At 59.8% G+C, this 26,401-nt stretch carries 26 protein-coding genes and 1 pseudogene; 12 read left to right on the top strand and 15 right to left on the bottom strand.

From position 1 onward, the window contains the following. Positions 1-191: 191 nt before the first annotated feature. The 5 genes from HWV67_RS08415 to sseB form a co-directional block, all read right to left on the bottom strand. Positions 192-2,648 carry a TonB-dependent siderophore receptor gene (locus tag HWV67_RS08415; protein ID WP_175650785.1) on the bottom strand — a complete coding sequence of 819 codons (2,457 nt, stop codon included), beginning with the start codon at positions 2,646-2,648 and terminating at the stop codon, positions 192-194. Positions 2,649-2,745: 97 nt separating this feature from the next. Next, positions 2,746-3,693, bottom strand: coding sequence for a FecR domain-containing protein (locus tag HWV67_RS08410; RefSeq protein WP_175650784.1), 948 nt, complete (start codon positions 3,691-3,693; stop codon positions 2,746-2,748). After that, positions 3,690-4,226, bottom strand: coding sequence for a sigma-70 family RNA polymerase sigma factor (locus HWV67_RS08405; protein WP_175650783.1), 537 nt, complete (start codon positions 4,224-4,226; stop codon positions 3,690-3,692). Before HWV67_RS08405 ends, HWV67_RS08410 begins: the two co-directional genes overlap by 4 nt. A 425-nt stretch (positions 4,227-4,651) precedes the next feature. Then, the gene (locus HWV67_RS08400; protein WP_256680040.1) at positions 4,652-5,242 is read right to left on the bottom strand and encodes a hypothetical protein; all 591 of its coding nucleotides are present in this window, start codon (positions 5,240-5,242) and stop codon (positions 4,652-4,654) included. Positions 5,243-5,256: 14 nt separating this feature from the next. After that, positions 5,257-6,057, bottom strand: a complete 801-nt coding sequence (gene sseB / locus HWV67_RS08395) for an enhanced serine sensitivity protein SseB (protein ID WP_175650781.1) — start codon at positions 6,055-6,057, stop codon at positions 5,257-5,259. A gap of 119 nt (positions 6,058-6,176) precedes the next feature. On the opposite strand from sseB, the pseudogene HWV67_RS31640 reads away from it, so the two are divergent. From HWV67_RS31640 to HWV67_RS08385, 3 genes and pseudogenes are all read left to right on the top strand, one after another. After that, positions 6,177-6,394, top strand: a pseudogene (locus HWV67_RS31640) (hypothetical protein). A gap of 149 nt (positions 6,395-6,543) precedes the next feature. Further along, the gene (locus HWV67_RS08390) at positions 6,544-6,993 is read left to right on the top strand and encodes a hypothetical protein (protein ID WP_175650780.1); all 450 of its coding nucleotides are present in this window, start codon (positions 6,544-6,546) and stop codon (positions 6,991-6,993) included. Positions 6,994-7,181: 188 nt separating this feature from the next. Further along, positions 7,182-7,490, top strand: a complete 309-nt coding sequence (locus tag HWV67_RS08385; protein WP_175650779.1) for a hypothetical protein — start codon at positions 7,182-7,184, stop codon at positions 7,488-7,490. Between the two features lie 320 nt (positions 7,491-7,810). On the opposite strand, the gene HWV67_RS08380 is transcribed toward HWV67_RS08385, so the two are convergent. From HWV67_RS08380 to HWV67_RS08370, 3 genes are all read right to left on the bottom strand, one after another. Next, entirely contained in the window at positions 7,811-10,222 is a 2,412-nt protein-coding gene (locus HWV67_RS08380; RefSeq protein WP_175650778.1) for a TonB-dependent siderophore receptor, read from the bottom strand. Between the two features lie 120 nt (positions 10,223-10,342). Further along, positions 10,343-11,332: a FecR domain-containing protein gene (locus HWV67_RS08375; protein ID WP_175650777.1), complete on the bottom strand. Its 990-nt coding sequence runs from the start codon at positions 11,330-11,332 to the stop codon at positions 10,343-10,345. Then, a complete protein-coding gene (locus HWV67_RS08370; protein ID WP_175650776.1) occupies positions 11,319-11,834 on the bottom strand; it encodes a sigma-70 family RNA polymerase sigma factor in 516 nt (171 codons plus the stop codon). Before HWV67_RS08370 ends, HWV67_RS08375 begins: the two co-directional genes overlap by 14 nt. 199 nt (positions 11,835-12,033) lie before the next feature. On the opposite strand from HWV67_RS08370, the gene HWV67_RS08365 reads away from it, so the two are divergent. From HWV67_RS08365 to HWV67_RS08355, 3 genes are all read left to right on the top strand, one after another. Beyond that, positions 12,034-12,570: a sigma-70 family RNA polymerase sigma factor gene (locus HWV67_RS08365; protein ID WP_110968817.1), complete on the top strand. Its 537-nt coding sequence runs from the start codon at positions 12,034-12,036 to the stop codon at positions 12,568-12,570. Then, entirely contained in the window at positions 12,567-13,514 is a 948-nt protein-coding gene (locus HWV67_RS08360) for a FecR domain-containing protein (RefSeq protein ID WP_175650775.1), read from the top strand. Before HWV67_RS08365 ends, HWV67_RS08360 begins: the two co-directional genes overlap by 4 nt. A gap of 81 nt (positions 13,515-13,595) precedes the next feature. Continuing rightward, the gene (locus HWV67_RS08355; RefSeq protein WP_175650774.1) at positions 13,596-16,013 is read left to right on the top strand and encodes a TonB-dependent siderophore receptor; all 2,418 of its coding nucleotides are present in this window, start codon (positions 13,596-13,598) and stop codon (positions 16,011-16,013) included. Between the two features lie 55 nt (positions 16,014-16,068). Here HWV67_RS08355 and HWV67_RS08350 read toward each other — a convergent pair whose 3' ends face one another. Together HWV67_RS08350 and HWV67_RS08345 are read right to left on the bottom strand one after the other, a co-directional pair. Then, positions 16,069-16,692, bottom strand: coding sequence for a glutathione S-transferase family protein (locus HWV67_RS08350; protein ID WP_175650773.1), 624 nt, complete (start codon positions 16,690-16,692; stop codon positions 16,069-16,071). A 72-nt stretch (positions 16,693-16,764) separates the two neighbouring features. Next, the gene (locus HWV67_RS08345) at positions 16,765-17,169 is read right to left on the bottom strand and encodes a hypothetical protein (RefSeq protein WP_175650772.1); all 405 of its coding nucleotides are present in this window, start codon (positions 17,167-17,169) and stop codon (positions 16,765-16,767) included. Between the two features lie 278 nt (positions 17,170-17,447). Here HWV67_RS08345 and HWV67_RS08340 point away from each other — a divergent pair, with 278 nt between their 5' ends. Beyond that, positions 17,448-17,642: a hypothetical protein gene (locus HWV67_RS08340; protein ID WP_175650771.1), complete on the top strand. Its 195-nt coding sequence runs from the start codon at positions 17,448-17,450 to the stop codon at positions 17,640-17,642. Positions 17,643-17,723: 81 nt separating this feature from the next. On the opposite strand, the gene HWV67_RS08335 is transcribed toward HWV67_RS08340, so the two are convergent. Both HWV67_RS08335 and HWV67_RS08330 read right to left on the bottom strand, forming a co-directional pair. Beyond that, positions 17,724-18,161, bottom strand: coding sequence for an acetyltransferase (locus tag HWV67_RS08335; protein ID WP_175650770.1), 438 nt, complete (start codon positions 18,159-18,161; stop codon positions 17,724-17,726). Positions 18,162-18,350: 189 nt separating this feature from the next. Further along, on the bottom strand, positions 18,351-18,788 hold the full coding sequence (locus HWV67_RS08330; protein ID WP_175650769.1) for a hypothetical protein: 438 nt from the start codon (positions 18,786-18,788) through the stop codon (positions 18,351-18,353). Between the two features lie 152 nt (positions 18,789-18,940). On the opposite strand from HWV67_RS08330, the gene HWV67_RS08325 reads away from it, so the two are divergent. Further along, positions 18,941-19,846 carry a LysR family transcriptional regulator gene (locus HWV67_RS08325; protein WP_175650768.1) on the top strand — a complete coding sequence of 302 codons (906 nt, stop codon included), beginning with the start codon at positions 18,941-18,943 and terminating at the stop codon, positions 19,844-19,846. 1 nt (position 19,847) lies between these two features. Here the strand turns inward: HWV67_RS08325 and HWV67_RS08320 are convergent, their stop codons facing one another. Both HWV67_RS08320 and HWV67_RS08315 read right to left on the bottom strand, forming a co-directional pair. Next, a complete protein-coding gene (locus HWV67_RS08320) occupies positions 19,848-20,156 on the bottom strand; it encodes a hypothetical protein (RefSeq protein ID WP_175650767.1) in 309 nt (102 codons plus the stop codon). Between the two features lie 153 nt (positions 20,157-20,309). Then, the gene (locus HWV67_RS08315; protein WP_175650766.1) at positions 20,310-21,251 is read right to left on the bottom strand and encodes a LysR family transcriptional regulator; all 942 of its coding nucleotides are present in this window, start codon (positions 21,249-21,251) and stop codon (positions 20,310-20,312) included. A gap of 127 nt (positions 21,252-21,378) precedes the next feature. Here HWV67_RS08315 and HWV67_RS08310 point away from each other — a divergent pair, with 127 nt between their 5' ends. Beyond that, on the top strand, positions 21,379-22,431 hold the full coding sequence (locus tag HWV67_RS08310) for a Rieske 2Fe-2S domain-containing protein (protein WP_175650765.1): 1,053 nt from the start codon (positions 21,379-21,381) through the stop codon (positions 22,429-22,431). A 7-nt stretch (positions 22,432-22,438) separates the two neighbouring features. Beyond that, entirely contained in the window at positions 22,439-23,389 is a 951-nt protein-coding gene (locus HWV67_RS08305) for a PDR/VanB family oxidoreductase (protein ID WP_175650764.1), read from the top strand. An 8-nt stretch (positions 23,390-23,397) separates the two neighbouring features. On the opposite strand, the gene HWV67_RS08300 is transcribed toward HWV67_RS08305, so the two are convergent. Beyond that, positions 23,398-23,907 (bottom strand): GNAT family N-acetyltransferase, encoded by a 510-nt coding sequence (locus tag HWV67_RS08300; protein WP_175650763.1) that lies wholly within the window; start codon positions 23,905-23,907, stop codon positions 23,398-23,400. A gap of 188 nt (positions 23,908-24,095) precedes the next feature. Between HWV67_RS08300 and HWV67_RS08295 the strand changes: the two genes are divergently transcribed. Together HWV67_RS08295 and HWV67_RS08290 are read left to right on the top strand one after the other, a co-directional pair. Continuing rightward, positions 24,096-25,007, top strand: a complete 912-nt coding sequence (locus HWV67_RS08295) for a LysR family transcriptional regulator (RefSeq protein WP_175650762.1) — start codon at positions 24,096-24,098, stop codon at positions 25,005-25,007. Positions 25,008-25,148: 141 nt separating this feature from the next. Then, a complete protein-coding gene (locus HWV67_RS08290; protein WP_175650761.1) occupies positions 25,149-26,348 on the top strand; it encodes an NAD-dependent formate dehydrogenase in 1,200 nt (399 codons plus the stop codon). Positions 26,349-26,401 lie beyond the last annotated feature (53 nt).

Here is a 26,401-nt window from a genome sequence, read left to right as displayed (position 1 = left end):
TCGGGATGTCAGGGTATCGAACTGGAGGTCGACGGTGCGCTCGCCAAGAACTGGCAGGTCGGCGCCGGCTATACCTTCACCAGCTGAAGCCGGGCACGACCTATCGGCTGTCGGGGGACAGTGTTGAACTGTCCCCCCCGTCGCGGAATCCATTTCGCTGACAACTTCATGCCTCTGGCATCGTCGTCACTTTAGAAGTCGTATTTCAGCCCCAGCGTCGCGTTCCGTGGTTCGCCGTAGTAGCCGTAGGCCAAGGTCTGAATGGCCGTGTAGTACTTCTTGTCGAAGATATTGCTGACATTCAAGGTTGCCGAGAGGTGATCGTTGAAGCGATAACGGGCCATGGCGTCGGCGACGAAATAGTCGTCCTGCGTAGCCTTGCCTTTGAGTGCGGTGTAGGCGACCGCCATCTTCGAGTTCCAACGCAGGCCCGCGCCAATGGTCAGGTCGCGTAGCTCGCCCTCAAAGCGGTAGGTGTTCCAGAGCCGGACGGTGTCTAACGGGTAGTAGGTCAGTTGACGGACACCGTCAGCATTTTCGCTTCGGGAGTGGCTGTAGCTGCCACTGACGTTCCATCCCGGCAACACCTCACCAGAGAGCTCCAGATCATAGCCGTTGGTTTCCGTACCGCTGATGGCACGGTAGTAACTGACCCCGGAAACACTACCGGCACGTTCTGTGGCGTTGTCGCGCTTGACTTGATAAACCGCCGCATTGGCGTTCAAGCGCCCGTCGTAGAACTCACCTTTCCAACCCATCTCATAGTTGGATCCCACTTGTGGGTCGATCACTTTGCCATTGATATCCGAAACGCTGTTGGGCTGGAAAATATCGGTGTAGCTGGCGTAGAGCGACTGTTCCGGGGTGAGGTCATACACGACACCCGCATAAGGAGTGACCTCGCCGTGCGTGCCGTAGGTCGATGTGACCGAGTAGGTGGAGGTTGGAATGGCTGTCAGGTTATAAAACGTGTAATCGGAAACGCGGGCGCCAAGGATCACATGGAAATCGTCCAGCGGATTCAGGCGTGTTGCTGCGTAATAGCCGCGCTCGATAGTGTAGGTGTCGAAAATCAGCACGTGATTGTCGTTGGCGGTCGGTTGTACCTGATCCCAGGCGAAGATATTGACTGTCGGGTAGCTGGAGCCGTAGGCGTCGTGATTGTTCTTGTAGCGCTGAAAGTTGTAGCCGACGATGGCCTGGTGTTCTCTGCCGAATAGTGTGAACGGGCCTTGGACATTCACCTCCAGCGATTTCTGAGTCTGGTCGACCTGGACGTTGTTCAGGATTTCTGCAGTGACATTGCCCGTGGCCTTGTCGACGCCAGACGTCGGGGTGGGGTACACGGAGGCACCTGAAATGTGCCGGTTAACATCCATGTAATTTCCACCGACACTCAGTTTCCAGTCCCCTGCCAGTTGCTGGTCGACATTGAAGAAATAGTTTGTGGTATCGAACTCCGTAGTGCTCCAGGGCGCGCCGGCACTGGTGGAGCGCGAGAAGTGGGTTTGAGATCCATCGCTATACATCAAGGGCACGCCAGAAACGCCATGCACTTTGTACTTCTCATAGTCGATGCCGAAGCGGGCGGTGGTGGTGTCCGTTAGATCGGCTTCGAACACCCCATAGAGGACGTCCTTGGCCTGGCTGTAGTCATCGGTAAAGGTGTCATTGTCTTGCTTGGCGGCCACCAGGCGGGCACGCAGTTTGCCGCTGTCGAGTAATGGCCCCGAAACATCGACCTGGCTGCGCTTGTAATCCCAGCGGCCAACACTGCCTTCCACACTGGCCTGGAAAGTCTCGGTGGGCCTCTTGCGAACCATGTTGACCACGCCGCCAGGAACGCCCGCACCCGTCATCAGGCCCGTAGCGCCACGGACGATCTCTATCTTGTCGTAGATCGCCATGTCTGCCAGGTTCTGGGTCATGGTCTGGGTCTGGTTCTGCAGACTGGTCGTCACGCCGTCGTACTGGTATTTGGTGATTTCGCTACCACGTGAATAAATGTTGAATCGCTCGGAGGAGTCGCGCGAAATCGTGACGCCTGGTGTCTGCTCCAGGACATCAGTGATGCTCTGTAGCGCTTGGTCATCCATGCGCTGGTGTGTGACAACGCTGATCGACTGCGGGGTTTCCTTGATCGACAGGTTCATCCTGGTCGCGGTGCTGGTTGTGCCAGTGGTATAGGATCCCGTCCCTTCGGTAACGCTACCTGTTTCCTGTCCCTTGATACTCAAAGGGCTAAGTTCCATCGCGTTTGTCTGTGGAGCAGTGGATACCCAATAGGTCGTTTCATCCACTTTCTGCGCGTGCAAACCGCTACCACTCAGCAGAATTGCGAAGCCCTGTTCGGTGCTGTACGCCCCATTCAACCCTGCTGTGGTGAGCCCCGCTGTCAGGTTGGCGCCGAACGAAACCACCACACCGGCATCGCCGGAAAAACGGGTCAGCGCCGCTCCCAATGGACCGGCCGCTATGGTGAAGACTTTCTGCTGCGTAATGGCTTGAGCCGGGGCGGCGCTGGCGTCGTTTGGGGTCAGGGCCAGACAGTGCAGCGCCAGACTTGCCGAAAGTATGGCCTTGGTCAGTGGCGATTTTCGCGGCAGAAATTGGCGTTCACCGACGACCTTGGTTTGCTGGGAGTACATGCATTCTCCTGATATGTCTTGCAGGGTTTATAAATTCAGGAGTAGGTCGAACGGCGGAGGGCATTTCTACAGAACGTCGGCATTTATTTTTTGCGGGTCAGACTTTTTTGATCACCCGGGTCCAGAAACGTGTGCGTTGCACGACCGTAACCGGAAGCGCACGAGCGACAGCGGCGAGCGCCGCGGCGATGTCGTCCAGCGGGAAAGCGCCCGACACCAATAACCTGGCAACATCATCCGAGTAGCCAAGGTAGCCTGAATGATATCGGCTCAGTTCATTCAGCAAGCGATACAGGGGCCAGGAATCAATCAACAAGCGACCCTCCACCCACTCTTCGCTGCCCGCTTCAGACGCTTGTATCGGTCCGAAATTGCGGCGGCTGATATTGATCGCTTGTCCGGCCTCGATCAATTGTGTCTGGCCATCGTCAAGGCGAATCTGCACAGCATGTTCGGCCACGCTTACAGCAGTACTGGCGTTATTTTGGCGGACATTGAAACGGGTACCCAACGCCTGTATATCGCCCTCGGCGCTGCGCACGATGAAGGGCCGCGAGTCTTTACCTGTGGTTATCTGGATCTCTCCGGCGCGCAGCCTGATCAGCCGCAACTGGCTACTGAAGTCGATATCCACGGCCGTCGAGGTGTTGAGTACGAGTCGGGTGCCGTCGGCCAATTGCAGGCCGCGTCGCTCTCCAACCCTGGTTCGCTGGTCGGCCAGCCACAGCGGCGCCTGCCGGTAGCTAGACCAGCCAAGGCCACCGACCCCGCCGATCAAGATCAAGCTTTTAACCACTGAGCGTCGGCTCAGTTGTGGGATTGTCACCGGCGCATGGTCGAGCGACTGATAAGCCACTGCTCCAGGTAAATTGCCTAACTGGGCCTGGAGGTTTTCAACGCGCTGCCATGCCCATCGGTTGGTCGGGCTGTCCGTGTGCCACTTCTGCCAGGCGAGTTGCAACTCGGTGTCATCCGGTGCTCCTGTCCGCTGAGCCAGCCATTGCGCAGCGGCCCGCAGGGCAAGGCGTTTGTCATCTGCGGTCACAGTTCGTATTCCAGTGTGAACAACAGACAGTGCTCGGTTGCCTTGGCTACGTATTGCGTAACTGAACTGACAGAAACACCGAGCCTTGTTGCGATTTCCTTGTAGCCAATGCCTTGCAACTGTGAGAGCAGAAATGCCTGTTTCACCTTGCGACCCAAGCCGTCGAGCATTGCATCTACAGCATGGAGGGCCTCGATCATCAGCAGTTTTTCTTCCGGTGATACGACGTGGGCTTCCGGTTGCAGTGCCAGTGCTTGCAGGTAAGCCTGTTCGAGGGCCTTGCGCCGAAAGCTGTCGATCATCACCCGTCGTGCAACGGTCGCCAGGTAGGAGCGGGGCTTGAGCAACGGCGCTGTATAGGGTCCGTTACGTTCGCTGAGCAGCAATCGGACGAAGGTATCCTGCGCCAGATCGTCGGCTTGATGTGAGCATCCCAGGCGCAATCGTAACCATCCAAGTAACCAACCATGATGGTCACCGTACAGCGTGGCAATGGACTGATGTGTGGCGTGGGAAGGGATGTCGGACGACATGGTCAAAATACATGCAGTTGAGAATTAATCGCAATTTATCGTAAGGGCCATTTGATAGCAATTCGTGAGTTGAAATCCAGAAAAGAGGGTGTGGGGTCAGACGATGGTGGGTGGGGCGGAGCACATTGTTGGTTGTGCTGACGCAAATCGACCCCCTGAAGGGCTTCGGTTAATTCCACGACCACACTCTTCATGAAAGGACAGAAAACATGAACGACATGGAACTCCTGGCGCGTCTGAAAGCGCACGAGCCCTTTGGCATCTCGATGGTTCAGCGGATTGCGTTGTTTGGTTATCAGCGGGCGGTAGAGACGCTTGAGCGGTTTGAAGCGCAAGGGGTGATTGAGCGGGATGAAGTTACTTCGTTGTGGAGGTTGGTGGGCAGGGGATCAACCGTTCAGTGCCAGCAGCGCCCTGGCGTCGGCTCAGCACAACCTCTGTTGAACAGCCTTCAACACCGCTTCGATGTACCAGGTTTCGACGCCGATGGCGACGGCCTCACCGGGATCAAACACTAGTTCGATTTGTGTGGTTATGTCTTGTTTGAGTAGCAGTTGCTGCGCGTCTTCCAGATACCTGCGTTTACCGGTGAGCCAAAGTCGTTGTTTGCCCGTCAGCAATGCAAGGGTTTGCGGGTAGGTGCACTGCAGTTTTCGACGCAAATTGATCAGCGCCGGTTTGTCGCCCCGGTCAATTGCCGGGGTCAGTACATACTGGTTGCCAGACGCTGCTTTCAGGTCGTATTTGTCTTGCAGGTATTCATCGACACTCATGCAACTGACGACCGTCTCACGTTCGCCCGTGATGACGTTGATCAGATGCGCGTTAAGACCGACGTAGCAGAACTCCGTCATGCCATGGACGACGTAATCCTCGCTGTTACTGCGAATAACCCAGTAATCACCGTTGGCGGAAAGCTCACATGACTGAATGACAAAACGCTCAGGCTTGCCATCTCTCATGGCACCGTCATAAAGGCCAAGCACGATTTTGCAGGCTTGTTCTGCGGTTAACACTGCATTGTGCTCCGTCACGCTTTGCCAAAGCCAAACAATGAACGCAGCCAGCCGGTCGGCTTGCGTTCATAGAAGGGGGCGGTTTCATGCAGGAAGTAGTCGCTAAGACCTGATTCACCGTGGTGAACGCGGTACAGGTCAACGACCTCGCCATCCGGGACCGTGTCCCCTGCAACGTTACCGGCTTCGCGCATGGCCAGTTCAACATCGCCGTCCGCTTCGATACCAATGACCAGATGGGGTTTTTCATCAGACGATGCGTTATGCATCAATGCCAGAAACGCACGCTTTACGTTGCGATGCCTGGCAAGTAAGTGGGTGAGCGAGCTGACCATCTTCGACGGATATTGCGACGGCTGTCCGAGCAGCACCCGAGTGTCTTTTTCGACCGTGCGCTGCGTCGATTCGTGGCCGATCCCATCGGAGAGAATGTGGCGCACTTCATCCGGGAAAAACTCTTTCCCATAGGGAGACTTTGGATTAAGGAAAAGAGGTGCACCCTGTGTGATTTCAAATAGAGATCTGGCCGGGATCTCTATGTAGGACTCTTCGCTATCTATGGATCGTTGCAGCGTTTGCAACGAGGAAAAAAACGGTATGACAGCGGATCCGTCGGGCTTTTGCCAATGCGCGATAGTGATGCTGCTGCCTGCCTCAAGATTGGCTTGACCTTCATCGGTACCGGTCGTGCCGAGGACGTAAACAGTGGAGTTCAACAGTGTCTTGAAAAAATCAGGGCGGTTGGCCGGCTCATCTGCGGCCAGCCTGAGTGACTTTTCAAGGGCGTTTTCTTGTTTGGTATCCATGGTGTCCATCGGCAGTTCCATCAAAATGAACAAAAAGTGATTGGCAAAGAGCGGCTGCTTCTGGCTCCTTGCGCTGGTCAAGTGGGCTGCATACGCTCTGGTAGTGCCAATCGGTATAGGAAGGTCATATGGAGAGTCGCACAGCGCTGGAAATTGAGAGGGTTGCTTACGATGAGTTCCTTATTCAGTGGAGCCAAGGGGGCTTTGCGCAACAGAGGCTCGGTCAAGCGTTCTACAATTTTTTTACCTTCACAAACTCGCGGATCAGGCCGTTCTGCGTAACCTCTATGAGGCTGATGGTAAAAAAGCTATCGCCCTGATCGCACAATACTTTGAAATCAGGTAGCAGTCGCCTCCGACCAGCAGAGGAGGTGTATTGGCTAATTCGCAAAGCGCTACTCAGCGGCTGGGACAAAGGCAAGAGTTGTGGCGCCCTACCGTTCCTTTAGGCTTTCCGTCACGATATCGACCAAAATGCTGATCGATGGAGCCGCCATGCGTATCGTCCAAGATTCTCGCTCAGATGAAATCCTCAGGCTTGAGCATCTACTGGAGGGCTTCAACTACACCGTCTGGGTAAATACCTACGGGCCTTTTGACCTGAGTAGAACACTTGAGGAGCAACTGTTCAATTCCATTGGCAAGGATGTAGTTATTGGTGGTCGGTCGTATGTGGCTGCAAGCGAAGCCCGCAGGGATATCACAGAGCAATTGCTGCATCTGGGAGATGGGGGCTATGGTCCAAAAGATTTAGAAGCAAAGCGTTCAGAAATTCTGATGCTTCTAGAGGTTCTGTTAATGCGTGTAAACCTCGATCAAGCCAGCGTTGTTGGTTCATTCTGGCTCTCTAAAGGCCACCCGGCTTACCCAGTGTTCTGGGAATTCTCTTTCGATATCCACGCCAATGGGAAACGGTGGATTCTGATGGGTAGCAGCAGCGATTAATAAAATGGGACGAAAAGGTGAGGGAAAGGACGTGCAAGGGGAAAAGGGGGCAAATTTATTTTTCGAGGCTGATGAGTTAGCGAAAATAAATTTATCCTCTTTTATTTACCTTTTACTCAGTTACTTCTGCTCTTTCGGGATTTATCAAGATTCTAGTTTCAGAAATTGACATAAATTGAGGTGTGCGTGTGAATAGATACTCAGGGCGTCCTTTTTTAAAGCTTTTAGAGAACTATGTTCTAGATGTTCTAGGTTTTTTGGGGGAGGGAGATAGCAGGTTGTTAGTCCAGATGCAGCCAAAACTTGCTGAGGTGTACTCGATGGAGGGGACTTGGCAAGAAATTGTTAGTGTGCAGATGGATTTTCCTGATTCTTTTCCTGAGAAGATTAAATTGATGTGGGATAGCTACCTGAGACAAGCTTTGGTTCATGGGGTTACGGGTAGCCCTCAAGAATTTGCGGTTATTTTTGTTGACCAAAACTTCCCAGATATTTGACGGTGGAGCGGAGGAAAAGCGGAGAAAAGGTACAGATTTATTCATCGAGGTTGATGAGGTGACGGAAATAAGTCTGTCCCCTTTTTTCTTTTTTCTCTCGCCGATTCTTGGCCAGGTCGGCAGTGCCCACTGCACTGCGGACGCCACTCCCTATGTGAAAAATGGCTTACCCACCGGTTAATGTCAGTCAGTTAAACCTGTTGAGGCTCTTCGCGAGCAAGCTCGCTCCTACAGGAGCGAGCTTGTCGGGGCGCCGAGTTGTCGCGAAGGGCTGCAAAGCAGCCCTAATCGGGTTAACAGATTGGCATTAACCCACCGCCCTACCAGCTGTAACTCACCTTAGCCGTAACCTCTCGCCCCGGGTTATAGAAGTTCGCCGTACCGGAACCCACCACATGCTGCTCATCCAGCAAGTTGCTGACATTCACCGCAAGCTCGGTGCCCTTGGCAATCTGGTAGTTGAAAGCAGCGTCAAACAACGTGGTGCCGTCGCTTTTTCTAGTGTTGGCCGCATTCAGGTAATAGGCGCCGACGTAGCGCGCGCCGAGGCCGACGCTGACGTCCGTGCCGGGCACGCTGTAGTAACTCCACAGCGAAGCGGAATGCTTCGGTGCGGTGGTGAACTCATTACCCTTGAGAGAGCTGCCGTCGTACAAAGAACCACGCAGAACTTCGGACTTCATGTACGAGTAGCCGCCGACCAGGCTGACGTTCTGCGTCACTTGCGCCTTGGCTTCCAGGTCGAGGCCGCGCATCCGCGATTCGCCCACTGTCTGCTGCTCGATGATGCCGCTCGGCAGGACCACAGCGATGGTGACGTTTTCCTGGGTCAGGTCGTAAATGGCGGCCGAGAACAGCGCGTCCATCCCCATCGGCGAATACTTCACGCCCACTTCGTACTGTTTGCCGGTCTGCGGTGTAACGCCCACCTGGGGCGGCGAGACGGACTCGACCATGCTCACGTAAGTGGAAACCTCATCGTTGACGATGTAGGTCAGCGCACCGCGGTAAGAAGTCTCGGAGAAGGTGTCGTTATCATCAAATTGCACTGGGCTGGAGTACAGGTTGTAGCCCTTGCTGGAGAGTTTCATCGAGTCGTTGCGCACGCCGGCGGTGACGATGAAACGCTCGTAGAACGACAGGTTCTGCTGGAGGAATACCGCTTTGGTGGTGGCGCCGTTCTTTTTCGCGGTATAGGGCGTAAGTGCGCTTGAAACGCCGGTGAACACCGGGTTGGCGATGTCGATCGAGGACACCAGGTCGTAAACGGAACGCTCCTTGGTCGACGAGTCGAGATACTCAACGCCCACCAGGGTGCTGCTGTCGATGTTCTCGAAGCGGGCATCGTATTGCAGCATCAGGTTGCCGTTGAACTGGTTGGCATCGCTGTCCGCCGCCAGCAGATAGCGGGGAACGGTGGTGCCGACGCGCGAGGCGTTATCGCTCAGGTAGACGTAGCCATAATCGTCGGTCAACTGGCTGTAACGCAGGTTGCTGCGCAGCACGAAGCCGTTGTCGAAGTCGTGGGTGACGTTGCCGCTGAGGCTGGTGCGCTCGACATTGTGGTAGTTGAAGCCGGGCTCACCATAGAAGTCGCTGCGGTCGTATTCCTTGTCCAGCGGGTAGCCGCCACTGTTTGGCGAGCTATCGGTTTTCAGGTAGTCCAGCACCATGGTCGCCGAGGTGTAATCGGTGGGCGCCCAGGTCAGGCCACCCATCAGCAGGCGGTTGTCGTCCTGCGAGTGGTCGTACTCGCGGTCGCTGTTTTGCACTTTGGCGGTAAAGCGGCCGGCCACGGTTTTGTCATCGTTGAGCGCATCGCCCACATCGACGCCGGTCTCGATATGGTCAAAGGAGCCGTAGGTCACATAGCCCTGGCCAAACTGCTCGAAGCGCGGCTGTTTGCTCACGAAGTTCACCGAGCCACCGGGGTCCGCCGGGCCAAACAGGGTGGAGTTGGCGCCGCGCAGAATCTCGATGCGCTCATAGGCGAAAGGATCTTCGCGCACGCCGCGCATCGAACTCAAGGTCAGGCCGTCACGGTAGGTGGTGGCCTGGAAACCGCGGATCTGGAAATAGTCGTTGCGGTCGTCCGACCCATAAAAGTCGCTGATCACGCCCGGGGTGTATTGCAGCGCTTCTTCCGTGGTGCTGACGCTGCGTTGCTCCATTTCCTTGCGGGTAACCACCGACACGGAGGCGGGGGTGTTGAGAATGCTGGTCGCCACCTTGCCGCCGACCCAGAGTTCCTTGGCGACCACCGAGTTGGTGTCGTCGTCGGCATTCACCTTGACCTTGGCATTGACGATCAGGGGCGCGAGGCGGAAGTCCTCGACGTCGGTGGCGCCGAGTTCGAGCGGGCCGGCAGCCTTTGGTTGAGGGATCAGCAGATAGGCGTTCGGGCCTTGCTGCTCAATCTGCAACTCGCTTCCTTGCAACAGCGATGACAGGGCTGCCGCGGTGTCGAGAGTGCCGTTTACGCCCGCAGTGGTGCGGTTCGCTACGCTCGCCGCATCGAAGGAAAGGCTGATGCCCGCCTCGCGGGCAAAGCGGTCAAGCGCCGGGGCCAGTGGGCCGGCCGCGATGTTCCAGTGCTGGACCTGATTGCGCGGCTCAGCGCTTGAAGACTGCGCCAGCGACGGCAGGGCGTAGCTGCTGACGACCAAACCCAGGATCGCACTGCGTAGGGCAATGTTTAAGGGATGGCGCTGTGGAACCGGGGACGGACTCATTTTCTCGCTCCATGGAAGGGGATTGGCAGACTGGCCTGTGTTTCGGCCTTCCTTACAGGTCGAGCGAGAATGAAAAATCCCCTCATTTATTTTTCAGCCAAGAGAGAGGAGCAGTTGGACTCAGCCGGCAGCGCTCAATGTCACCCAATAACGGGTCCGATAATCAACGCGCAGACGCAGTGACTGCGCGACCAATGCCAGGACCTGATCGTTGTCGGCGAGCTGAAAGGTGCCGGAGACGCGACGATCAGCCACCGCCTCGGCGCAGCGCAAAACGCCTGGGCGGTAGCGCGACAACTCCTCGATAAAATCACCGAGGCGCATATCGCGCGCGCTGATCACCCCGTCGCTCCAGCTCCATACATCGAGGCCGTTATCCCTGAACTCACGGGCGCCATTGGCGGTGAACAGCAGTTGATGTCCGGCCTGGACGCTGTTGCTGTCGCTGCCGGCAAGGGTGTGACTGGAACCAGGAAACACCGTGACCGCGCCGCCCTGAACCGCGAGCAGGGTGCCGTCGTCACGCTCGCGCGCCAGGAAGCGGGTGCTCTGGGCGCGGATGATTCCGTCGCGTGTTTGCAGCCAGAAGGGTCGCGCTTGCGCCGAGTGTTCGTCGGCGCCGACATTCACGATGATTTCGCCCCGGCGCAGGATGATCAGGCGACGCTGTGCGTCGTAATCGCTGTCGACCGCGCTGTCGCTATTGAGCTGGATAAGGCTCCCATCATCCAGTTGGAAGTGTCGTTGCTCGCCGGTGTTGCTGTGCTGCTGTGCAAGCATGGCCGGCAGTGGTGTGTAATCCCGGCCGAGCCAGGCCGCGCCGCCAACAGTGGCCAACAGGCCCAGGAGTTTCAGGCTTTGCCGTCGGCGCATTCCCCGGTGGCTGCCATTGAGGGTCTGTCGGGCCAGTTGCGCCGGAATGCCGGCGAATTCATCTCCCAGCGTTTCCACACGCTGCCACGCCAACAGATGCTCCGGGCGCTGCAGCAGCCATTGTTCAAATGTGCGTTGTGTTTGCTCATCGGCCTGATTGAAGCGCAGGCACCCCAGCCAGTGGATCGCCTGGTCGACAACAGCCTGATCCAGCGCCTGCGGCTCACGCATCGACATAACGCAAGCGATAGCAATGTTGCAGGGCCTTGGCCAGGTCGCGTTCCACGGTCGCGCGGGAAACGTCCAGCTTTGCGGCGATTTGCGTACAGCTCAAACCGTCAAGCTGGGCAAGTAGAAAGGCTTGGCGAACCCTTGGTTTAAGCATGTCGAGCATGCGGTCTATCCGCTCGAGGGCATCAAGAATCAGCAGCCGGCTTTCTGCCGAGGGCACCTCTTGTTGAGGCAGCAACGCGACGCTTTCCAGATAGGCGCGTTCGAGTTCGCGACGGCGATACTGATCGATCATCAGCCCACGGGCGATGCTGCTCAGATAAGCGCGGGGTTCGCGCAAGGGGCTTGATTGACGGGATTTGAGCAGCCGCACGAACGTGTCCTGCGCCAGGTCCGCTGCGTGTTCGCGGCATCCCGTGCGTTGGCTCAGCCAGCCGTGTAACCACGAGTGGTGGGTGCGATAGAGCAGCCCCAGATCTGCAGTACCTAGCGTATCGTCGCTGCGCATCGGCATCCCGAAAAGTACATGATTGATAATTACTCGCATTCTACTCACGCCAACAGGCGTCACGCAAATGCCCGGGTGCCCAGCGTTTGCGCAGGTCAGCCCGGCCTGCTCACCGGCCGTTGTCAGTGCACCGGCACGTTGCTAACATTTGCGACTCATTACCGTCTGCATTTGCATCTAAATATCAGGAAGTCTTCCAATGGATGGCGCATCGTCGCGCGAGTCGGTATTGCATCGCGATTTCACGGTTCTCTATGTCGATCACCATTCCTGGCTGCAGAACTGGTTGTATCGGCGTATTCGCTGCCGCAGCGATGCCGCCGATCTGGCGCAGGACACCTTCCTGCGCCTGTTTCGCACGTCAGCCACGCCGCTGGCGCCGGACCTGCGTCAGCCCCGAGCCTATCTGGCGACGGTGGCCAGGCGGCTCATGCTCAACCTGCACCGGCGGCGTTCTGTCGAAGAGGCCTGGTTGCAGACGCTGGCTGAATACACCGAGCAAACCGGGCTGTCGGTCGAGGAGCAATGGCTGATCCGGGAAGCGCTGCAGGCGGTTGACACACTGCTGCATGGCCTGCCGCCGGCGGTGCGGCGGGCGTTCCTGTTGTCGCAACTCGATGGTCATACCTATGCCGAAATCGCCCAGATGCTGAATGTCACGGTGCGGACCGTGCAGCGTTATCTGACTCAGGCGATGGAGCAGTGCATGGTGCTGGCGATGACCGAGGCGTTATGAGCGAGGCACCGCTGGAGCAAAGCGTGGTTCGCGAGGCGGCGCGCTGGTTCATTCGCCTGCACGAGGCCGGGCCTGATGCCGCGCAGCGAACGCGCTTCGAGCAGTGGCGCAGCCAGCACCCCGATCATGAACGTGCCTGGCAGCTTGCCCAGCGGGTCAGCCAGCAGTGGAAGGGAATTCCGGAAGGTGTCGGGGTGCGCACGCTCGATCGCGCCGACCGACTGAGCCGCCGCGCCGGACTCAAGGCGCTGATACTGCTGATGACTGCGGGGCCTGCCGCGCTGATGGTCTGGCGCCATGGCGCCTGGTCGGCGGACGAGCGAACCCTGGTCGGCGAGCAGCGACAGATCGACCTTCCCGATGGCACCCGTCTGAACCTGAACACCGGCAGCGCCGTCGATATCGTCTTCGATGCCCAGCAGCGGCTGATCCGCCTGCGCTCGGGAGAAGTGCTGGTCACCACCGGGCAGGATCAGCTCAACCGGCCGCTGCGGGTACAGACCGAGCAGGGCAACGTGTACCCGGTCGGGACACGCTTCAGTGTTCGCCTTGAAGACGACGACAGCCTGGTCTGCGTGTTTGGCGGCGCGGTCGACATCTGCCCGAACAGCCGCGCCGAGGCCACCCGCGTGAGCGCCGGCAACCAGGTCCGTTTCGACAGCCAGGAGGTGATGGCCGCGCAGCCCCTCGTGCCCGGCAGTGATGGCTGGAGCATGGGCGTGCTGCGGGTCGAGCGCATGCCGCTTGCGGCGTTCACCCGGGAACTGAACCGTTACCGGCCCGGTTGGGTGCGCTGTGATCCGCAGATTGCCGACCTGCTTATCAGCGGCGCCTTTCAATTGAGTGATACCGATCTGGTGCTCAGCGCCGTGGCCCGGGCCTTGCCGGTCAGTGTGGTGTACCGGACGCGCTATTGGGTCACGCTGCAGCCCCGGTCGGTCTGAAAAAAGTTTCGTATCGCCTGTCCTGTTTTTCAACGCTGGCGTGTCCTTTCAGCAAACAGGTCTTATCGATACGGAGCGTTCATGGGTTTTTCATCTGGTTATTCTTCCCTTGCCTGCGCGGTGCGCGGTGCCACCCTGGCGCTGAGTGTGCTCGCGAGCCCGGCGTTGATGGCGGCGTCTTCTCAGCATTTCTCCATCCCGGCGGGCCCGCTTGGGCAAGCACTTTCGAGCTTCGCGGCGACGGCGGGGATCAACCTCGCCATTGATCCTGCGCTGGTGCAGGGTCGGCAGAGCCAGGGACTGGAAGGCGACGTTGCGCTTGCCACCGGTTTCGCCCGGCTGTTGTCGGGCAGCGGGCTGCGCGCGGTGTCTCAGGGTGATGGCGTGTATGTGCTGGAGCCCTTGCCGCGCAGCGACGCCTCGATCGAGATCGAGCCGGTCGAGATCGACGCAAGCCGCCAGGCCCAGGAAAACGGCACGGGGCCGGTGGCCGGTTACGTGGCCAAACGCACGACGATCGGCACCAAGACCGATACCCCGATCAATGAAATTCCGCAGAGCATTTCGGTGATCACCCGCGACGAAATGGACCAGCGCGGCGTGCAGGACTTCAACTCCGCCGTGGCCTACACGCCGGGCATCCGGGTGCTCGACTACGCAGGCGGTCAGGGTGCGCCGGACATCTTCATGCGCGGTTTTCGCGCGTTCAACCTGTTCGGTATCTATCAGGACGGGCTGCGTTCAGGCTTCAACCAGTACGACACCAATTTCGAGACCTTCGGCCTTGAGCGCCTCGATGTGATCAAGGGGCCGGCCTCGGTGCTGTTCGGGCAGATGGCGCCGGGCGGGGTCGTCAACATGACCAGCAAGCGGCCACAGGAAACGCCGATCCGCCATGTGGAAGTGCAAGGGGGCAGCTTCGAGCGTCGCCAGTTCGGGCTGGATATCGGTGACCAACTGGACAGCGCTGGCACCCTGTTCGGGCGTGTGGTGATGCTGCAGCGCGACAGTGGCACCCAGGTCGATCATTCACCAGACGATCGCACCTACATTGCGCCGTCGCTGACCTGGAAACCCGACGACGCCAACACCCTGACCCTGCTCACCAGTTACAACAAGACCAAAACCGGCGGTTCGGAACAGAGTTTTCCGGCAATCGGTACGGTGCTCAAGAGCCCCTACGGTCACATCGATTCGGACATTAACCTGGGCTGGAAGGGCAGCTATTACCACGTCGAAACCACCTCGGTCGGCTCAATCTACGAGCACCTGTTCGACAACGGCTGGAAGTTCCAGCAGAACCTGCGCTACATGCATTCCCGGGTCGGCTACCTTTCCAGTGGCCCGGATGCGGTGCTCAACGACGACGGCCGTACGCAGGATGTGGGGCTGCAGTACCGCCCGAAAAACAGTGACACGTTCATGGTCGACAACAATATCCAGGGCAGCTTCAACACCGGACCGATACAGCACACGCTGATCGCCGGACTCGACTATTCCCATTACAAGGCCGCAGAAACCCGCCGCAACGGTGACCCGGACCCCGACTTCGAAATGATCGACCTGTACCGCCCCGTTTATGGCGGCGGGGCGATCTGGTACGACCCTTTGCAGCGCGATGAGCGCAGCAAGATGCAGCAGGTCGGCCTGTACCTGCAGGACCAGATCAAGCTGGGTCAATGGGCGTTGACCATTGGCGGTCGTGAAGACTGGGCCGAGGGCCATGAACAGGGCCTGTACTTCGGCCCCGAGAAGACCGACAACCGCCAGCGCGACCATAAATTCACCGGGCGTATTGGCCTGGCGTACCTGTTCGACAACGGCATCACGCCCTATGCCAGTTACAGCACCTCGTTCCAGCCCAACCCGAATGCCGATATTTCCGGCACGCTGTTCAAACCCACCGAAGGCAAGCAATACGAAGTCGGAATCAAATACCAGCCGCCCGGCTACAACAGTTCGGTCACGGTATCGGCGTTCGACCTGACCCAGAAAAACGTCACCACCGCAGATCCGCTCAATTCGGGCTATTCGGTGCAGAGTGGTGAAGTGCGTTCTCGCGGCATTGAGGTCGAAGGCAAGGCGAGCCTGACAAGCAACCTGAATGTGCTCGCGTCATACGCCTACACCGATGCCCGGATCACTGAAGACACCAGCTACAAAGGCAACACCCCGCGGGCCATTCCTCGCCACACGGCTGGCGTCTGGCTTGATTACACGATCGATGCGGGCGTGTTCGACGGTGTCGGTGCGGGGATTGGTCAGCGGTACATGGGGTCTTCGCAGAATATCCAGAACACCCTGAAAGTCGCGCATTACACCCTGACCGATGCCACGCTGCGCTACGACCTGGGCAAGGTCGGGCTCACCGGCAGCAAGATTTCGATCACCGGCACCAACCTGTTCGACAAGCGTTATTTCGAGCCCGGCTTCTATGAGGATTCGGTGCTGTACGGAAATCGCCGTAACGTGATCGCGACGTTGAGTCACGACTGGTAAGGAGAGCCATGTGCGCTCACCGCAGTGTGGTGGGCGCACAGGGTGTTGATTGAGCCTAAGGTGTTCCGTTCCGTCCATACAGGCGGAAACCGGCGCGTTCGCTCAGCCGCTCGTAATAGTCGCTCACCGCTGGCAAGTGCGGATGATCGAAGGGCGTTTCAAACCAGCGATTGACCGAGAGGCCGATGGCAATGTCCGCCAGCGAAAAGTGCTCGCCGGCCACATACGCGCCGGTTTTCGCGAGTTGCCGATCCAGTATCCCCATGTATCGTGCCCACTCCGCGAGCCCGGCGGCGAGCGCTTCAGGGTTCTGGTGCGAAGGCGAGTGCCTGACCAGCGACATGAACGCATAACTCCAGGACCTGTTCAGGTCTGATGCTTGCCAGTCGATCCACTGATCGACGCCTGCCCGCGCTCGCGCCTCGGCCGGATACAGCGCGGCCTCGCCATAGCGCGTCGCCAGATAGCGAATGATGGTGTTGGACTCCCACAGCGTGAAGTCGCCGTCCTGAATGACCGGCACCATGGCGTTGGGGTTCAGGGCGAGGAACTCCGGCGTGTCGACCTGCTTGAAACCGTTGCCCCAGTCCTCCCGCTCGAATGGGAGGCCGATTTCGGCACAGGTCCACAGCACCTTGCGCACGTTGATGGAAGACGCTCTGCCTAATATCCGCACCATGTTCTCGTCCTTGTTTCGGGGGAGCGGTAATCCTCTATGGCGGGATTAAGGCGGTCAAGGATGGCGTGTCGTTTATGTGCCGGCTGAGCGAGCGGGGCTGGAGTTTGCGACTGTGCGATTCCAGGCAATGGGTGCCAGCACCAACACCGCGACAAGAAACGCGACCTGGGAAATATAGAAAGGCTCGAGCCACTGGTGATGCGAGGCCACGTAAAACGAGTTATGAATGATATCGACCACGATGATCGCTGCGGTCAGTGCAATGCCGGTGTTTGGTCTGATGAACAACAGCGCCACGGCTATCGGATCGAGAAGTGTGAGCCCGCCCCAAAAAAGGCGGCTTGGCAGGCCGGTAGTTGCTCCGTAGCCGTAGTCCCAGAGCCAGCCGTGTTCGATGACGGCATGTAGGTGGTTGGCTGTTGCGACGAGGAGGCAGAGGGCGAACAGTGATCTGATGGTGAGGGAGGGTTTTGGCATGGCTTGTCTGTGGGGCGGGTGGGATTGGGATGATATCGGAGCGCGCGCCAAGTCACATCGCGTAATCTGCCCAGGCCTGCTCGCCCACGGAAACAGTGGCAAGAGCACGGACCCCGCAGCCTACGGGCAGCTAAGCCAAACGGCGAGTGTCGTGGCTCTGATGGATCAGTTGGAAGTGGGACAGCACCGTACGTCAGTGATTGGGTCAAACCTGAGGACGAGCCGTCACTGCGAAGAGCGTTCGACGCGCTAAAGGACAGTCAGAGCATGAGTCAGTTTTGCCTGCGTTGTCGGTGCCGGTTCTATTGTGGGCCGGTCGAGAGGATATCGATTACCCCAGCATGAAGTCGTACTCGGAAGACACCGGGTTCGAGCTTCTGACATCCGACGGCGATCATGTATCGACGATGCTGGAAATGGATGACGGCACGAAAAAACGACTGTCGCAGTTTCTGGGCGGCAACGCGGGATAGTCGTTTGCGCGATGGATGCCGGCTCGATGGATATTGGATCGCTCCGAAGCAAACGCTCAGGAGCGATAAACGATTAAAACCCTAGACGGGCAAGCTCAGGTGTAGCAAGGGGAAAGGGCGGCCTTCGCCATCCAGCGGAGAACGACCTGTCTGAACAAACCCGTAATGTAAATAAAACCCTACCGCTTCGGGGTTCTGTTCATTCACGTCAACACTCATCTGATTGCGCGAACTGCGGGCATGATCCAACAGCGCGCGGCCAGTGCCTTTTCCTCGCAGATCCGGCTCGATGAAGAGCATCTCTACGTGGCTTTCATTGAGTCCGATAAAGCCTAGCGGGCAGTTCTCGTTATCTACCGCAACCCACAACTCAACAGCGGGCAGGTAGATATCGCGGAGTTGAGGAAGCAATGCCGCAATATCGGACTCTTGCAAGAAGTGATGCGTGGCGCGAACGGAGCGCAGCCAAGTGTTGAGCAGTTGCGGATGGTCGGCGTTAGCAGCCTGACGAATGATCATGGAATCATCCTTTACACGTGACATCGGAAATGAGGCGCGCCAGTAGATAGCGGCCATTCAAGTGTCGGCAACCTGTATGAACGCTTCGCGAGTCAACGCCTGGGCGGTTCACGGCAGCGGTAGCCGGAAAGGAGGGAGAACGGACGATACTGAGAGGTGTTCGGGGGATCAACAAAAAAACACACCCACCTAGATTAGATCCTTCCCATCCACCAAATAAGACCGAGCCAGCTCCAACGCCTCCACCTCCGTTGCAGCAACCACCTGCAGCACACCAAAAGCCTTACTAGCCCCAGCCAACTGCCCCTGCATCGCCTCGCGCTTTTGCGCAACAGGCTCAACGCTGACCAGCACCCGACACAGCGCCGCCAATTCGTTGCGGTTTTGCTTTAGCCAAAGCCCCCGCACCTTACGATCCTCATGGCCTTCCTGCTGCGAGCCTTCCGGGTAGACCACCGCGAAGGGCACCCCGGCGGCAAGCAGTTTGCCCATGTCCTCCAGCCATTGGGCTGCGTAGCCAGGCACGGCCGTCTGCGGAAGGAAACGAATGACGGGGTAGGTATCGGTGGCATGGACCGACAAGGTGAAGTTCGACACGATCAGCTCCAGAACGGAAAGGTGCGACATAGGTGAGGAGCCATCCTCATCGCGCTCTCCTGAGCGGTAAATGCTTTCCCACGCACTTCACCCATGCGCACACCGCACTGGTATTTGCATGCCACTTGGTGCATTGGTGTTGCCCTGACATTCCGTTTAACGCAACTGAGATGAGACCCTCGATGGAGCACCCCGACCTGAACCTGCTGCTCGCCCTGGACATTCTGCTGGAGGAGGGCAGTGTGGTCGGTGCGGCTCGGCGGATGAACCTGAGTCCGCCGGCGATGAGCCGTACCCTCAGTCGTATCCGCGAGACCCTGGGTGATCCGGTGTTCGTGCAGGCGGGGCGCAAGCTGGTGCCGACGCCGCGGGCGCTAGCATTGCGCGAGCAGGTGCGCGCGGCGCTCGAGCAGGCGACCCAGGTGTTCAAGCCCACCGCCGATGTTGATCTGAAAACGCTGGATCGGCGTTTCAACGTGCGTGCCAACGACGCGTTTGTCGGCCTCCATTCGGGCCGGCTGCTGGAGGCGATAGCAACCGAGATGCCGCGCGCGATGCTGCGTTTTTCACCCGAGGAAGATGACGTGGACGACGAGGCGCTGCGCAGTGGCCGCATCGATCTGTTCATCAGTGCCTCGCGCAAGCTCGGGCCGGAAATCCGTGTGCAGTCGCTGTTCACCACGACCGTTGTCGGAATTGCCCGCGAGAATCATCCGATTTTCGATGACGACATCACGGCTGAACGGCTCACCCATTGGGATCACATCGGCGTCTCGCGGCGCGGTAAAACCGTTGGCCCGATCGACACTGCGCTGGAGGCTGAAGGGTTGCGGCGGCATGTCGCTCTGGTGGTCTCCACGCCGTTTACCGCGCTGTTCGCCCTGCAGGATTCGGACTTGCTGCTGCCATTGCCCGAGCACCTGGCGCGCAGTGCGCTGGCGGCCGGGTTGCGCATCCGTCTGTTTGATTTGCCCATGTCGCTGGAAACCGTGCTGTTCACCCAGGCGTGGCACCCGCGTTTCCAGAACGACCCCGCGCACCAGTGGCTGCGGCGCAAGATTCGCGCGCTGTGCGAGGCCAGCGCTTGAGTCAATCAGTGCTCTGCACGCACTCACCGTCCTCGACCAGTTCGAAATACTCGCCATTACCGGTGCGCTCGGTCACACGCCCGGTGAACACTCGCCCGTCCGGCAGGGTCAGGCGAGCACGGCTGGGGCCCTTGAGCACATCAAGGTACAGCGCTTTGGGCAACAGCACGGCAAGCGGGCGATCCTTGGTGCGGCGGCTCAGCACCAGATCGGCCCCCGGGCGCTGCGCCTCCCGGCCAAGGCCGCCGGCTTCGCCGTAGGTCAGCGTCAGGTCAACCGGCCCGCGATACAGCACATCCGCGAAGCTCATAAGCGTTTCTCCGCCAGTATTGTCGCCTCTCTGTCCAAGGCAGGCCCTGGCTTCAGGCGCAGGTTCAGCAGCCGTTGGGTCATGTCGCGATCTCCTTTACTTCACTGTCGAAGGTGTCGGCTAAAACCAATACCAAGGATTGTGCAATTGAGTCTAGCGGGACCGGTCAGCGATGTTTTCCTGGGCCATTTCGCGTTGCAAGTCATCCATCTGCACCTGCAAGGACTCAAGCGTGAGCTGCGCCGCCTTGGACAGTTGCCGCTGCGCCGCGACGCTGAGGCTCAACAGCATGGGTTTGGCCTGGCCTCGCTTGAGGGGGACGAACGCCAGTTGACCCGCGCGCAGGTCCTGGGCGACGTCCAGCCAGGACAGCAGGCCAACGCCCACGCCCTGGCGGATCAGCGAGCGCATTGTGCGCATGTCGTTGCAGGAGGTCAGTTGATGAACGTTGACCCGTTGCCGCTGGTACAGCGTCAGCGCGTGGCGATGGACGATCAGCGGCTCGGCCGGAAGCAACAGGCGAAAACCCAGTGTCTCCGCCAATTGCAGATCGGCTTTATCCGCCAGCGGATGGCCGACCGGCATGGCGATGCCCAGCGGGATTTCCACGGTCGCTTTCGATTGCAACTCTGACGTGGGCGGCGGATCGAGCAGTAGTCCCAGGTCGACCTCAGCCGACAGCACCTGATCGATCACTTCCTGGTTGTGCGCCGTGCGCAAGCCGAACGTCAGCCGTGGAAAGCGCTCGACCAGTTCGGCGACCGCTTCGACGACGAAGCCTTCGCTGAGGGCGTCGATCATTGCAATGTCGGTGTGGCCGCGGCGCAGACCCTGCAGTTCGTCCATGTGCTCCAGGGCCCGGCGGAACGACTTCTCGGACTGGCGCGCGCTGGCCAGCATCAGCTCGCCCGCCGCGGTCAGGCGCAGGCCACTCGGCAAGCGTTCGAACAGCGGAACCCCCAGTTCCTGCTCGGCGTTGAGTATCTGCCGGTCGATCGCCGAGGCGGAAACATGCAGGACTTCAGCCGCCTTGCGGATGCTCCCGCAGCGGGATACTTCGATGAAGTAGCGAGTGAAGCGGGACAGGGTCAGCATCCGGGGTGTTCTCTTTTTTGCAACGGGGCGGTGTAAAAACGATGTTTGAGTGCATCACGTTGGCTCTCTAAAGTCCATCGACAAGAGGCTCTGTAACGGGCCCTGGATCAACTACCGAGCCGATGAGATGACCTATCAAGATTTCCTGAGCGTTCCCCCCAACTGCACCTTCGAAGAGAACGACTGGCGGCTCTTGGCCCAGCACTGGTACCCGGTGGCCGCCGCCGCCGATGTCGCCCAGGCACCGGTGAAGGCCACCTTGTTGGACGAACCGCTGGTGCTCTATCGAGTCGAGGGCGCGTTGGTGGTGGCACGGGACGTTTGTCCCCACCGCGGTGTGCCGCTGAGCATGGGCGAGAACGACGGCGCAGGGGTCGTCTGTCCTTACCACGGGCTGCGGTTTGGCCAGGGCGGGCGCTGTAACCGGATTCCCGCCAGCCCCGGTCAGGCGGTGCCGGCGAAAATGCACCTGCGCGCCTACGCGGCGACCGAACGCTACGGTTTGATCTGGGTTTGCCTGGCCCAGCGGGCCGAGGCGTTGCCAGGGCTGGACCCGGACATCCCCGCGATGCCGCACTGGGACGACCCGCAATTCCAGCAGATCCTGTGCCCGGCTTTCGAGGTCGAAGCCTTCGCCGGGCGTCAGGTGGAGGGGTTTATCGATGTCGCCCATTTCGCCTGGGTCCATACCGATACTTTCGCCGACCCGGGCAACGCCGAGGTCCCGCCGTACAGCACCCGGCCGATCGACAAGGGGTTCGAGGCCAATTACTACAGCACGGTCGGTAACTACCCAATCGGTGTCGATGGGCATGCGCCGGAAGGGTTTGTCTGGCACCGGCAGTTCCGGGTGCATTTGCCGTTCACCGCGACGCTGTCCATCCAGTTTCCCGATGACGCGCGCCTGGTGATCATGAATGCGGCGTCACCGGTGTCCGCTAGAAAAACCCGGATGTTCGCGCCCATTGCCCGCAACTTCGACAAGGAACTGCCCATTGCCGATGTGCACGCCTTCAACCTGATGGTGTTCGAAGAGGACCGGGCGCTGGTCGAAGCGCAAAAGCCCGAGAACCTGCCGCTGGACCCGGCGCTGGAGGCACACATTCCCGCCGACATGAGCTCCATCGCGTACCGCCGCGGGCTGCGTGCGCTCGGCATCAGCAGCTTTTTCCTGAGTTGAGGTGGGTATGACGACCATAGCGGTTCGCATCAGCGCTATCGATGAGCAAGGCGCGGGCAATCGAAGCCTGCGGCTGGAGCCGGTTTCGGGTGACCTTCCGCCTTTCGAGGCCGGTGCACATATCGATGTTCACCTGCCCAATGGGTTGACCCGCCAGTATTCGCTGGCCGGTTCGCCGCGTGAACGCGGGCATTACCTGCTCTGTATCAAGCACGAGCCGCAATCCCGTGGCGGCTCGTCCTTCGTCCACCAGCAGTTGGCGGCGGGGGCCGAGCTGCTGATCTCCGCGCCGCGAAACGCCTTTCCACTGCTGGAAGCCGAGCATTACCTGTTGCTGGCGGCCGGGATCGGCATCACGCCCTTGTTGTCGATGGCTGAGGAGTTGCAGGCGCGCGGCACGCCGTTTTCGCTGCACTACTACACCCGCAGCCCGGCTGAACTGGCCTTTGCCAAGCGCCTGAGCGACGGGTTTGCGGAGGGCAGCGTGCAACTGCACCACAGCATCACGGGGTGCAGCCCAAGGCAGCATGTCCCGGAAACGATGCTCGCCAGACGACCGGGAAGCCGCCTCTACCTCTGTGGCCCGGCGGCCTTCATGGCGGCGCAGCGTGAACGCGCTGCACTGGCGGGCTGGCCGCAGAGTCATGTGCACACCGAAGCGTTCGCGCCGGCGACCGAGGGCGTGGTCGGCGATGCGTTCGAAGTGACCCTGGCGAAATCTGGAACGACCGTCGCTGTTGGCCCCGAACAGAGTATTGCCGCAGCGCTGCTGGCGGCGGGCGTCGAGGTGCCGTTGTCCTGCGAAATGGGTATGTGTGGGGCCTGCCTCACCGGATTGCTGGAAGGCGAGGGCGATCATCGCGACCAGGTGCTCAGCGATGCCGAGCGCGCCTCCAACCAGCAGATCGCGCTGTGCTGTTCCCGTAGCCACAGTGCGCGTCTGGTGCTGGATATGTAGGCGGGAACTTACCCATTCGCGCGGAGCATCACCCAGTCCCGGTGGACATCGGCCCCGCACTGGAACGTCGTTTCACCGACGATTGCAAAGCCGTTGCGGGTATAGAAAGCGATCGCGCGGCTATTCGTGTCGTTGACCGTCAAGCGCAGCGGTCCCGCAACACCACCGAGGACGTCAGCGACGAGGCTCTGGGACGCGCCCGTGCCATGGTAGTCGGGCAGAACGTAGCACTTGGTCAGCTCCGCGACGCCATCGGCACCGGCGATACCCAACGGTTCGGGATCATGGCTGACCAGGCTGTAGCCGACGATGGTATCGCCCAGCAGCGCCACCGACAGGCGCTTGTCCGGCTCCTGGCTCAGTCGCTCGAAGTCCGCTGGCTTCAGGTGTTCCTGTATGTACGCGTGAATCTCCGACGCTGGCGTATTCGCCGGGCACGCCAAGGCGAAGGTCTGCGCGGCAACCTGGCTGATTGCAGGGCCATCGGCGGGCATGGCGCGCCGGATAGAAAATTGCATTCGGGTCATCCTGGTAGAGGGTGTCTGGTTTGTCTTGAACAGCCGCGAAGGTCGTCTTGCGCCAATCGCTATATTGCTGACTATATATCGGTCGGCGCGATGGAGATAACCTGCTCTGCCTCGGGCAGCGGTAGCGCTGACCCGGCAGCCATCGGCTGTATCCAGACAAGAACAAGGAATGCCCAGCCATGCTTTTGCGCCAACTGACCTACCTGGTAACGCTCGCCCAGGAGCAACACTTCGGCCGGGCCGCGGAGAAGTGCAACGTGTCGCAGCCCGCGCTGTCCGAGGCGATTCGCTCCCTGGAACAAGACCTCGGGGTCGCCGTGGTGCAGCGCAGCCGGCGGTTCGAGGGGTTCACCGCCGATGGCCAGAAGGTCCTGGTCTGGGCCCGGCGTATTCTCGCCGACTGTGGCGCCATGCGCCAGGAAGCGAGCCATCGCGAGCAGGGCCCGGCCGGGACGCTGCGTCTCGGCGCAATCCCGACGGTGCTGTCGATGGTGCCGCTGATGACCGATTCATGCCTGATCGCCTACCTGGGGATGAACCTTGAGGTCTACACGCTCGCCACCTCGCAGATTCTCCAGGGCATCAGCAATTTCGAGCTGGATATCGGCATGACCTACCTGTCCGACGGCCGCCTGAAGTCCTTCGATACCTACCCGCTGTTCACCGAGCGCTACGTGCTGATCGCCCGCGACGACAGCAGCCTGCAAGGCAAACCGGCGCTGGCTTGGGAGGAGGTGGCGCAACTGCCCCTGTGCCTGCTGACCCGCAACATGCAATGCCGGCAAGGCGTGGACGAGGCATTCGCCAAGGCTGGGGTGCAGGTCACTCCACGGGTGGAAACCGATTCGATGATGGTGCTTTACGGCCATGTGCGCTGTTCCGGCCTGTACAGCGTGGTGCCCCACAGCGCGCTGGCCCTGGCGGAAATGCGCGGGGAAATCGTCGCGATCCCGATCGTGCCCGAGTTGCAGCGGGAGATCGGCCTGGTGCTGTTGCGCCGCGATCCGCAGCCGCTGCTGCTGGAGTCCGCGCTGACGCTGTTCACGTCGCTGGACCTACAACGCCGCGTGGACGGCTTTCTGCACTGCTGATCGGTTTGCCTGATCTATTGATCGGAACAAGCGATTGGCCGCCACCCGCCGCTCTCCCTGAGGATGCCCGCAGGCAGCACGATCTGCCCGGGACCGCGCCGACACGGTCGCGCGACCCATTCCAATAATCAGGAGGCTTCAATGGCGAAGATTGTTTGCGTACTTTACGACGACCCTGTCACCGGCCAACCTCACAGCTACGCCCGCGATGATCTGCCCCATCTGGACCGCTATCCCGACGGCCAGACCCTGCCCACCCCGAAAGCCATCGACTTCCAGCCGGGCACGTTGCTGGGCAGCGTTTCCGGTGAGCTGGGCTTGCGCAAATACCTCGAAGCCAACGGCCACGAACTGGTAGTGACCTCCAGCAAGGACGGTGCCGACAGCGTTCTCGACCGCGAACTGCACGATGCCGAAATCGTTATCTCGCAGCCGTTCTGGCCGGCCTACATGACCGCCGAGCGCATGGACAAGGCGCCGAAGCTGAAGATGATCGTCACCGCCGGCATCGGCTCGGACCACACCGACCTGCAGGCGGCTATGGAGCGCAACATCACCGTTGCCGAAGTCACCTACTGCAACAGCAACAGCGTCGCCGAACACGTGGTGATGACTACCCTGGCGCTGGTGCGCAATTACCTGCCGTCGCACCAATGGGTGCTCAAGGGCGGCTGGAATATCGCCGACTGCGTGGCACGCTCTTACGATGTCGAAGGCATGCACGTCGGTACCGTGGCGGCCGGCCGTATCGGCCTGCGGGTGCTGCGCCTGCTCAAACCGTTCGACATGCACCTGCACTACATGGACCGCCATCGCCTGCCCGAGGCCGTGGAGAAAGAACTGAACCTGACGTACCACAGCACCCTGGAAAGCCTGGCCAAGGTCTGCGATGTGGTCACCCTGAACTGCCCGCTGCACCCGGAAACCGAGCACATGATCAACCAGGACTCGCTCAAACACTTCAAGCGCGGCGCGTACCTGATCAACACCGCGCGGGGCAAGCTGTGCGACCGCGATGCCATCGCCGCGGCGCTGGAAAGCGGGCAACTGGCGGGTTACGGCGGCGATGTCTGGTTCCCGCAGCCGGCGCCGGCCGACCACCCATGGCGCGGCATGCCGCACCACGGCATGACCCCGCACATCTCCGGCACCAGCCTTTCGGCCCAGGCGCGTTATGCCGCCGGCACCCGCGAGATTCTCGAGTGCTATTTCGAGAACCGGCCGATCCGCAACGAGTACCTGATCGTCAAGGGCGGCGAGCTGGCGGGTGTGGGGGCGCACTCGTACAGCGCCGGTAACGCCACCAAAGGCTCGGAAGAAGCAGCGCGCTTCAAGAAATGACCTCACCCACGACGAAAGCGGGCCAGGCACCTGGCCCCCCTCGGCGACTCCGG

Source organism: Pseudomonas sp. Marseille-P9899 (assembly GCF_903166565.1).
GTDB classification, from domain to species: Bacteria; Pseudomonadota; Gammaproteobacteria; order Pseudomonadales; family Pseudomonadaceae; genus Aquipseudomonas; species Aquipseudomonas huaxiensis.
This window is presented reverse-complemented; position numbering and strand designations above follow the sequence as displayed.

What these genes read in the sequence shown, in the direction of transcription:
- HWV67_RS08345 (WP_175650772.1), bottom strand. Translation starts at nt 17,169, where the DNA reads ATGCCAAAACCCTCCCTCACCATCAGATCACTGTTCGCCCTCTGCCTC.
- HWV67_RS08325 (WP_175650768.1), top strand. Translation starts at nt 18,941, where the DNA reads ATGGAGCACCCCGACCTGAACCTGCTGCTCGCCCTGGACATTCTGCTG.
- HWV67_RS08390 (WP_175650780.1), top strand. Translation starts at nt 6,544, where the DNA reads ATGCGTATCGTCCAAGATTCTCGCTCAGATGAAATCCTCAGGCTTGAG.
- HWV67_RS08330 (WP_175650769.1), bottom strand. Translation starts at nt 18,788, where the DNA reads ATGTCGCACCTTTCCGTTCTGGAGCTGATCGTGTCGAACTTCACCTTG.
- HWV67_RS08320 (WP_175650767.1), bottom strand. Translation starts at nt 20,156, where the DNA reads ATGAGCTTCGCGGATGTGCTGTATCGCGGGCCGGTTGACCTGACGCTG.
- HWV67_RS08375 (WP_175650777.1), bottom strand. Translation starts at nt 11,332, where the DNA reads ATGTCGATGCGTGAGCCGCAGGCGCTGGATCAGGCTGTTGTCGACCAG.
- HWV67_RS08405 (WP_175650783.1), bottom strand. Translation starts at nt 4,226, where the DNA reads ATGTCGTCCGACATCCCTTCCCACGCCACACATCAGTCCATTGCCACG.
- HWV67_RS08295 (WP_175650762.1), top strand. Translation starts at nt 24,096, where the DNA reads ATGCTTTTGCGCCAACTGACCTACCTGGTAACGCTCGCCCAGGAGCAA.
- HWV67_RS08360 (WP_175650775.1), top strand. Translation starts at nt 12,567, where the DNA reads ATGAGCGAGGCACCGCTGGAGCAAAGCGTGGTTCGCGAGGCGGCGCGC.
- HWV67_RS08370 (WP_175650776.1), bottom strand. Translation starts at nt 11,834, where the DNA reads ATGCGCAGCGACGATACGCTAGGTACTGCAGATCTGGGGCTGCTCTAT.
- HWV67_RS08350 (WP_175650773.1), bottom strand. Translation starts at nt 16,692, where the DNA reads ATGGTGCGGATATTAGGCAGAGCGTCTTCCATCAACGTGCGCAAGGTG.
- HWV67_RS08310 (WP_175650765.1), top strand. Translation starts at nt 21,379, where the DNA reads ATGACCTATCAAGATTTCCTGAGCGTTCCCCCCAACTGCACCTTCGAA.
- HWV67_RS08305 (WP_175650764.1), top strand. Translation starts at nt 22,439, where the DNA reads ATGACGACCATAGCGGTTCGCATCAGCGCTATCGATGAGCAAGGCGCG.
- HWV67_RS08365 (WP_110968817.1), top strand. Translation starts at nt 12,034, where the DNA reads ATGGATGGCGCATCGTCGCGCGAGTCGGTATTGCATCGCGATTTCACG.
- HWV67_RS08380 (WP_175650778.1), bottom strand. Translation starts at nt 10,222, where the DNA reads ATGAGTCCGTCCCCGGTTCCACAGCGCCATCCCTTAAACATTGCCCTA.
- HWV67_RS08335 (WP_175650770.1), bottom strand. Translation starts at nt 18,161, where the DNA reads ATGATCATTCGTCAGGCTGCTAACGCCGACCATCCGCAACTGCTCAAC.
- HWV67_RS08300 (WP_175650763.1), bottom strand. Translation starts at nt 23,907, where the DNA reads ATGCAATTTTCTATCCGGCGCGCCATGCCCGCCGATGGCCCTGCAATC.
- HWV67_RS08290 (WP_175650761.1), top strand. Translation starts at nt 25,149, where the DNA reads ATGGCGAAGATTGTTTGCGTACTTTACGACGACCCTGTCACCGGCCAA.
- HWV67_RS08315 (WP_175650766.1), bottom strand. Translation starts at nt 21,251, where the DNA reads ATGCTGACCCTGTCCCGCTTCACTCGCTACTTCATCGAAGTATCCCGC.
- sseB (WP_175650781.1), bottom strand. Translation starts at nt 6,057, where the DNA reads ATGGACACCATGGATACCAAACAAGAAAACGCCCTTGAAAAGTCACTC.
- HWV67_RS08415 (WP_175650785.1), bottom strand. Translation starts at nt 2,648, where the DNA reads ATGTACTCCCAGCAAACCAAGGTCGTCGGTGAACGCCAATTTCTGCCG.
- HWV67_RS08355 (WP_175650774.1), top strand. Translation starts at nt 13,596, where the DNA reads ATGGGTTTTTCATCTGGTTATTCTTCCCTTGCCTGCGCGGTGCGCGGT.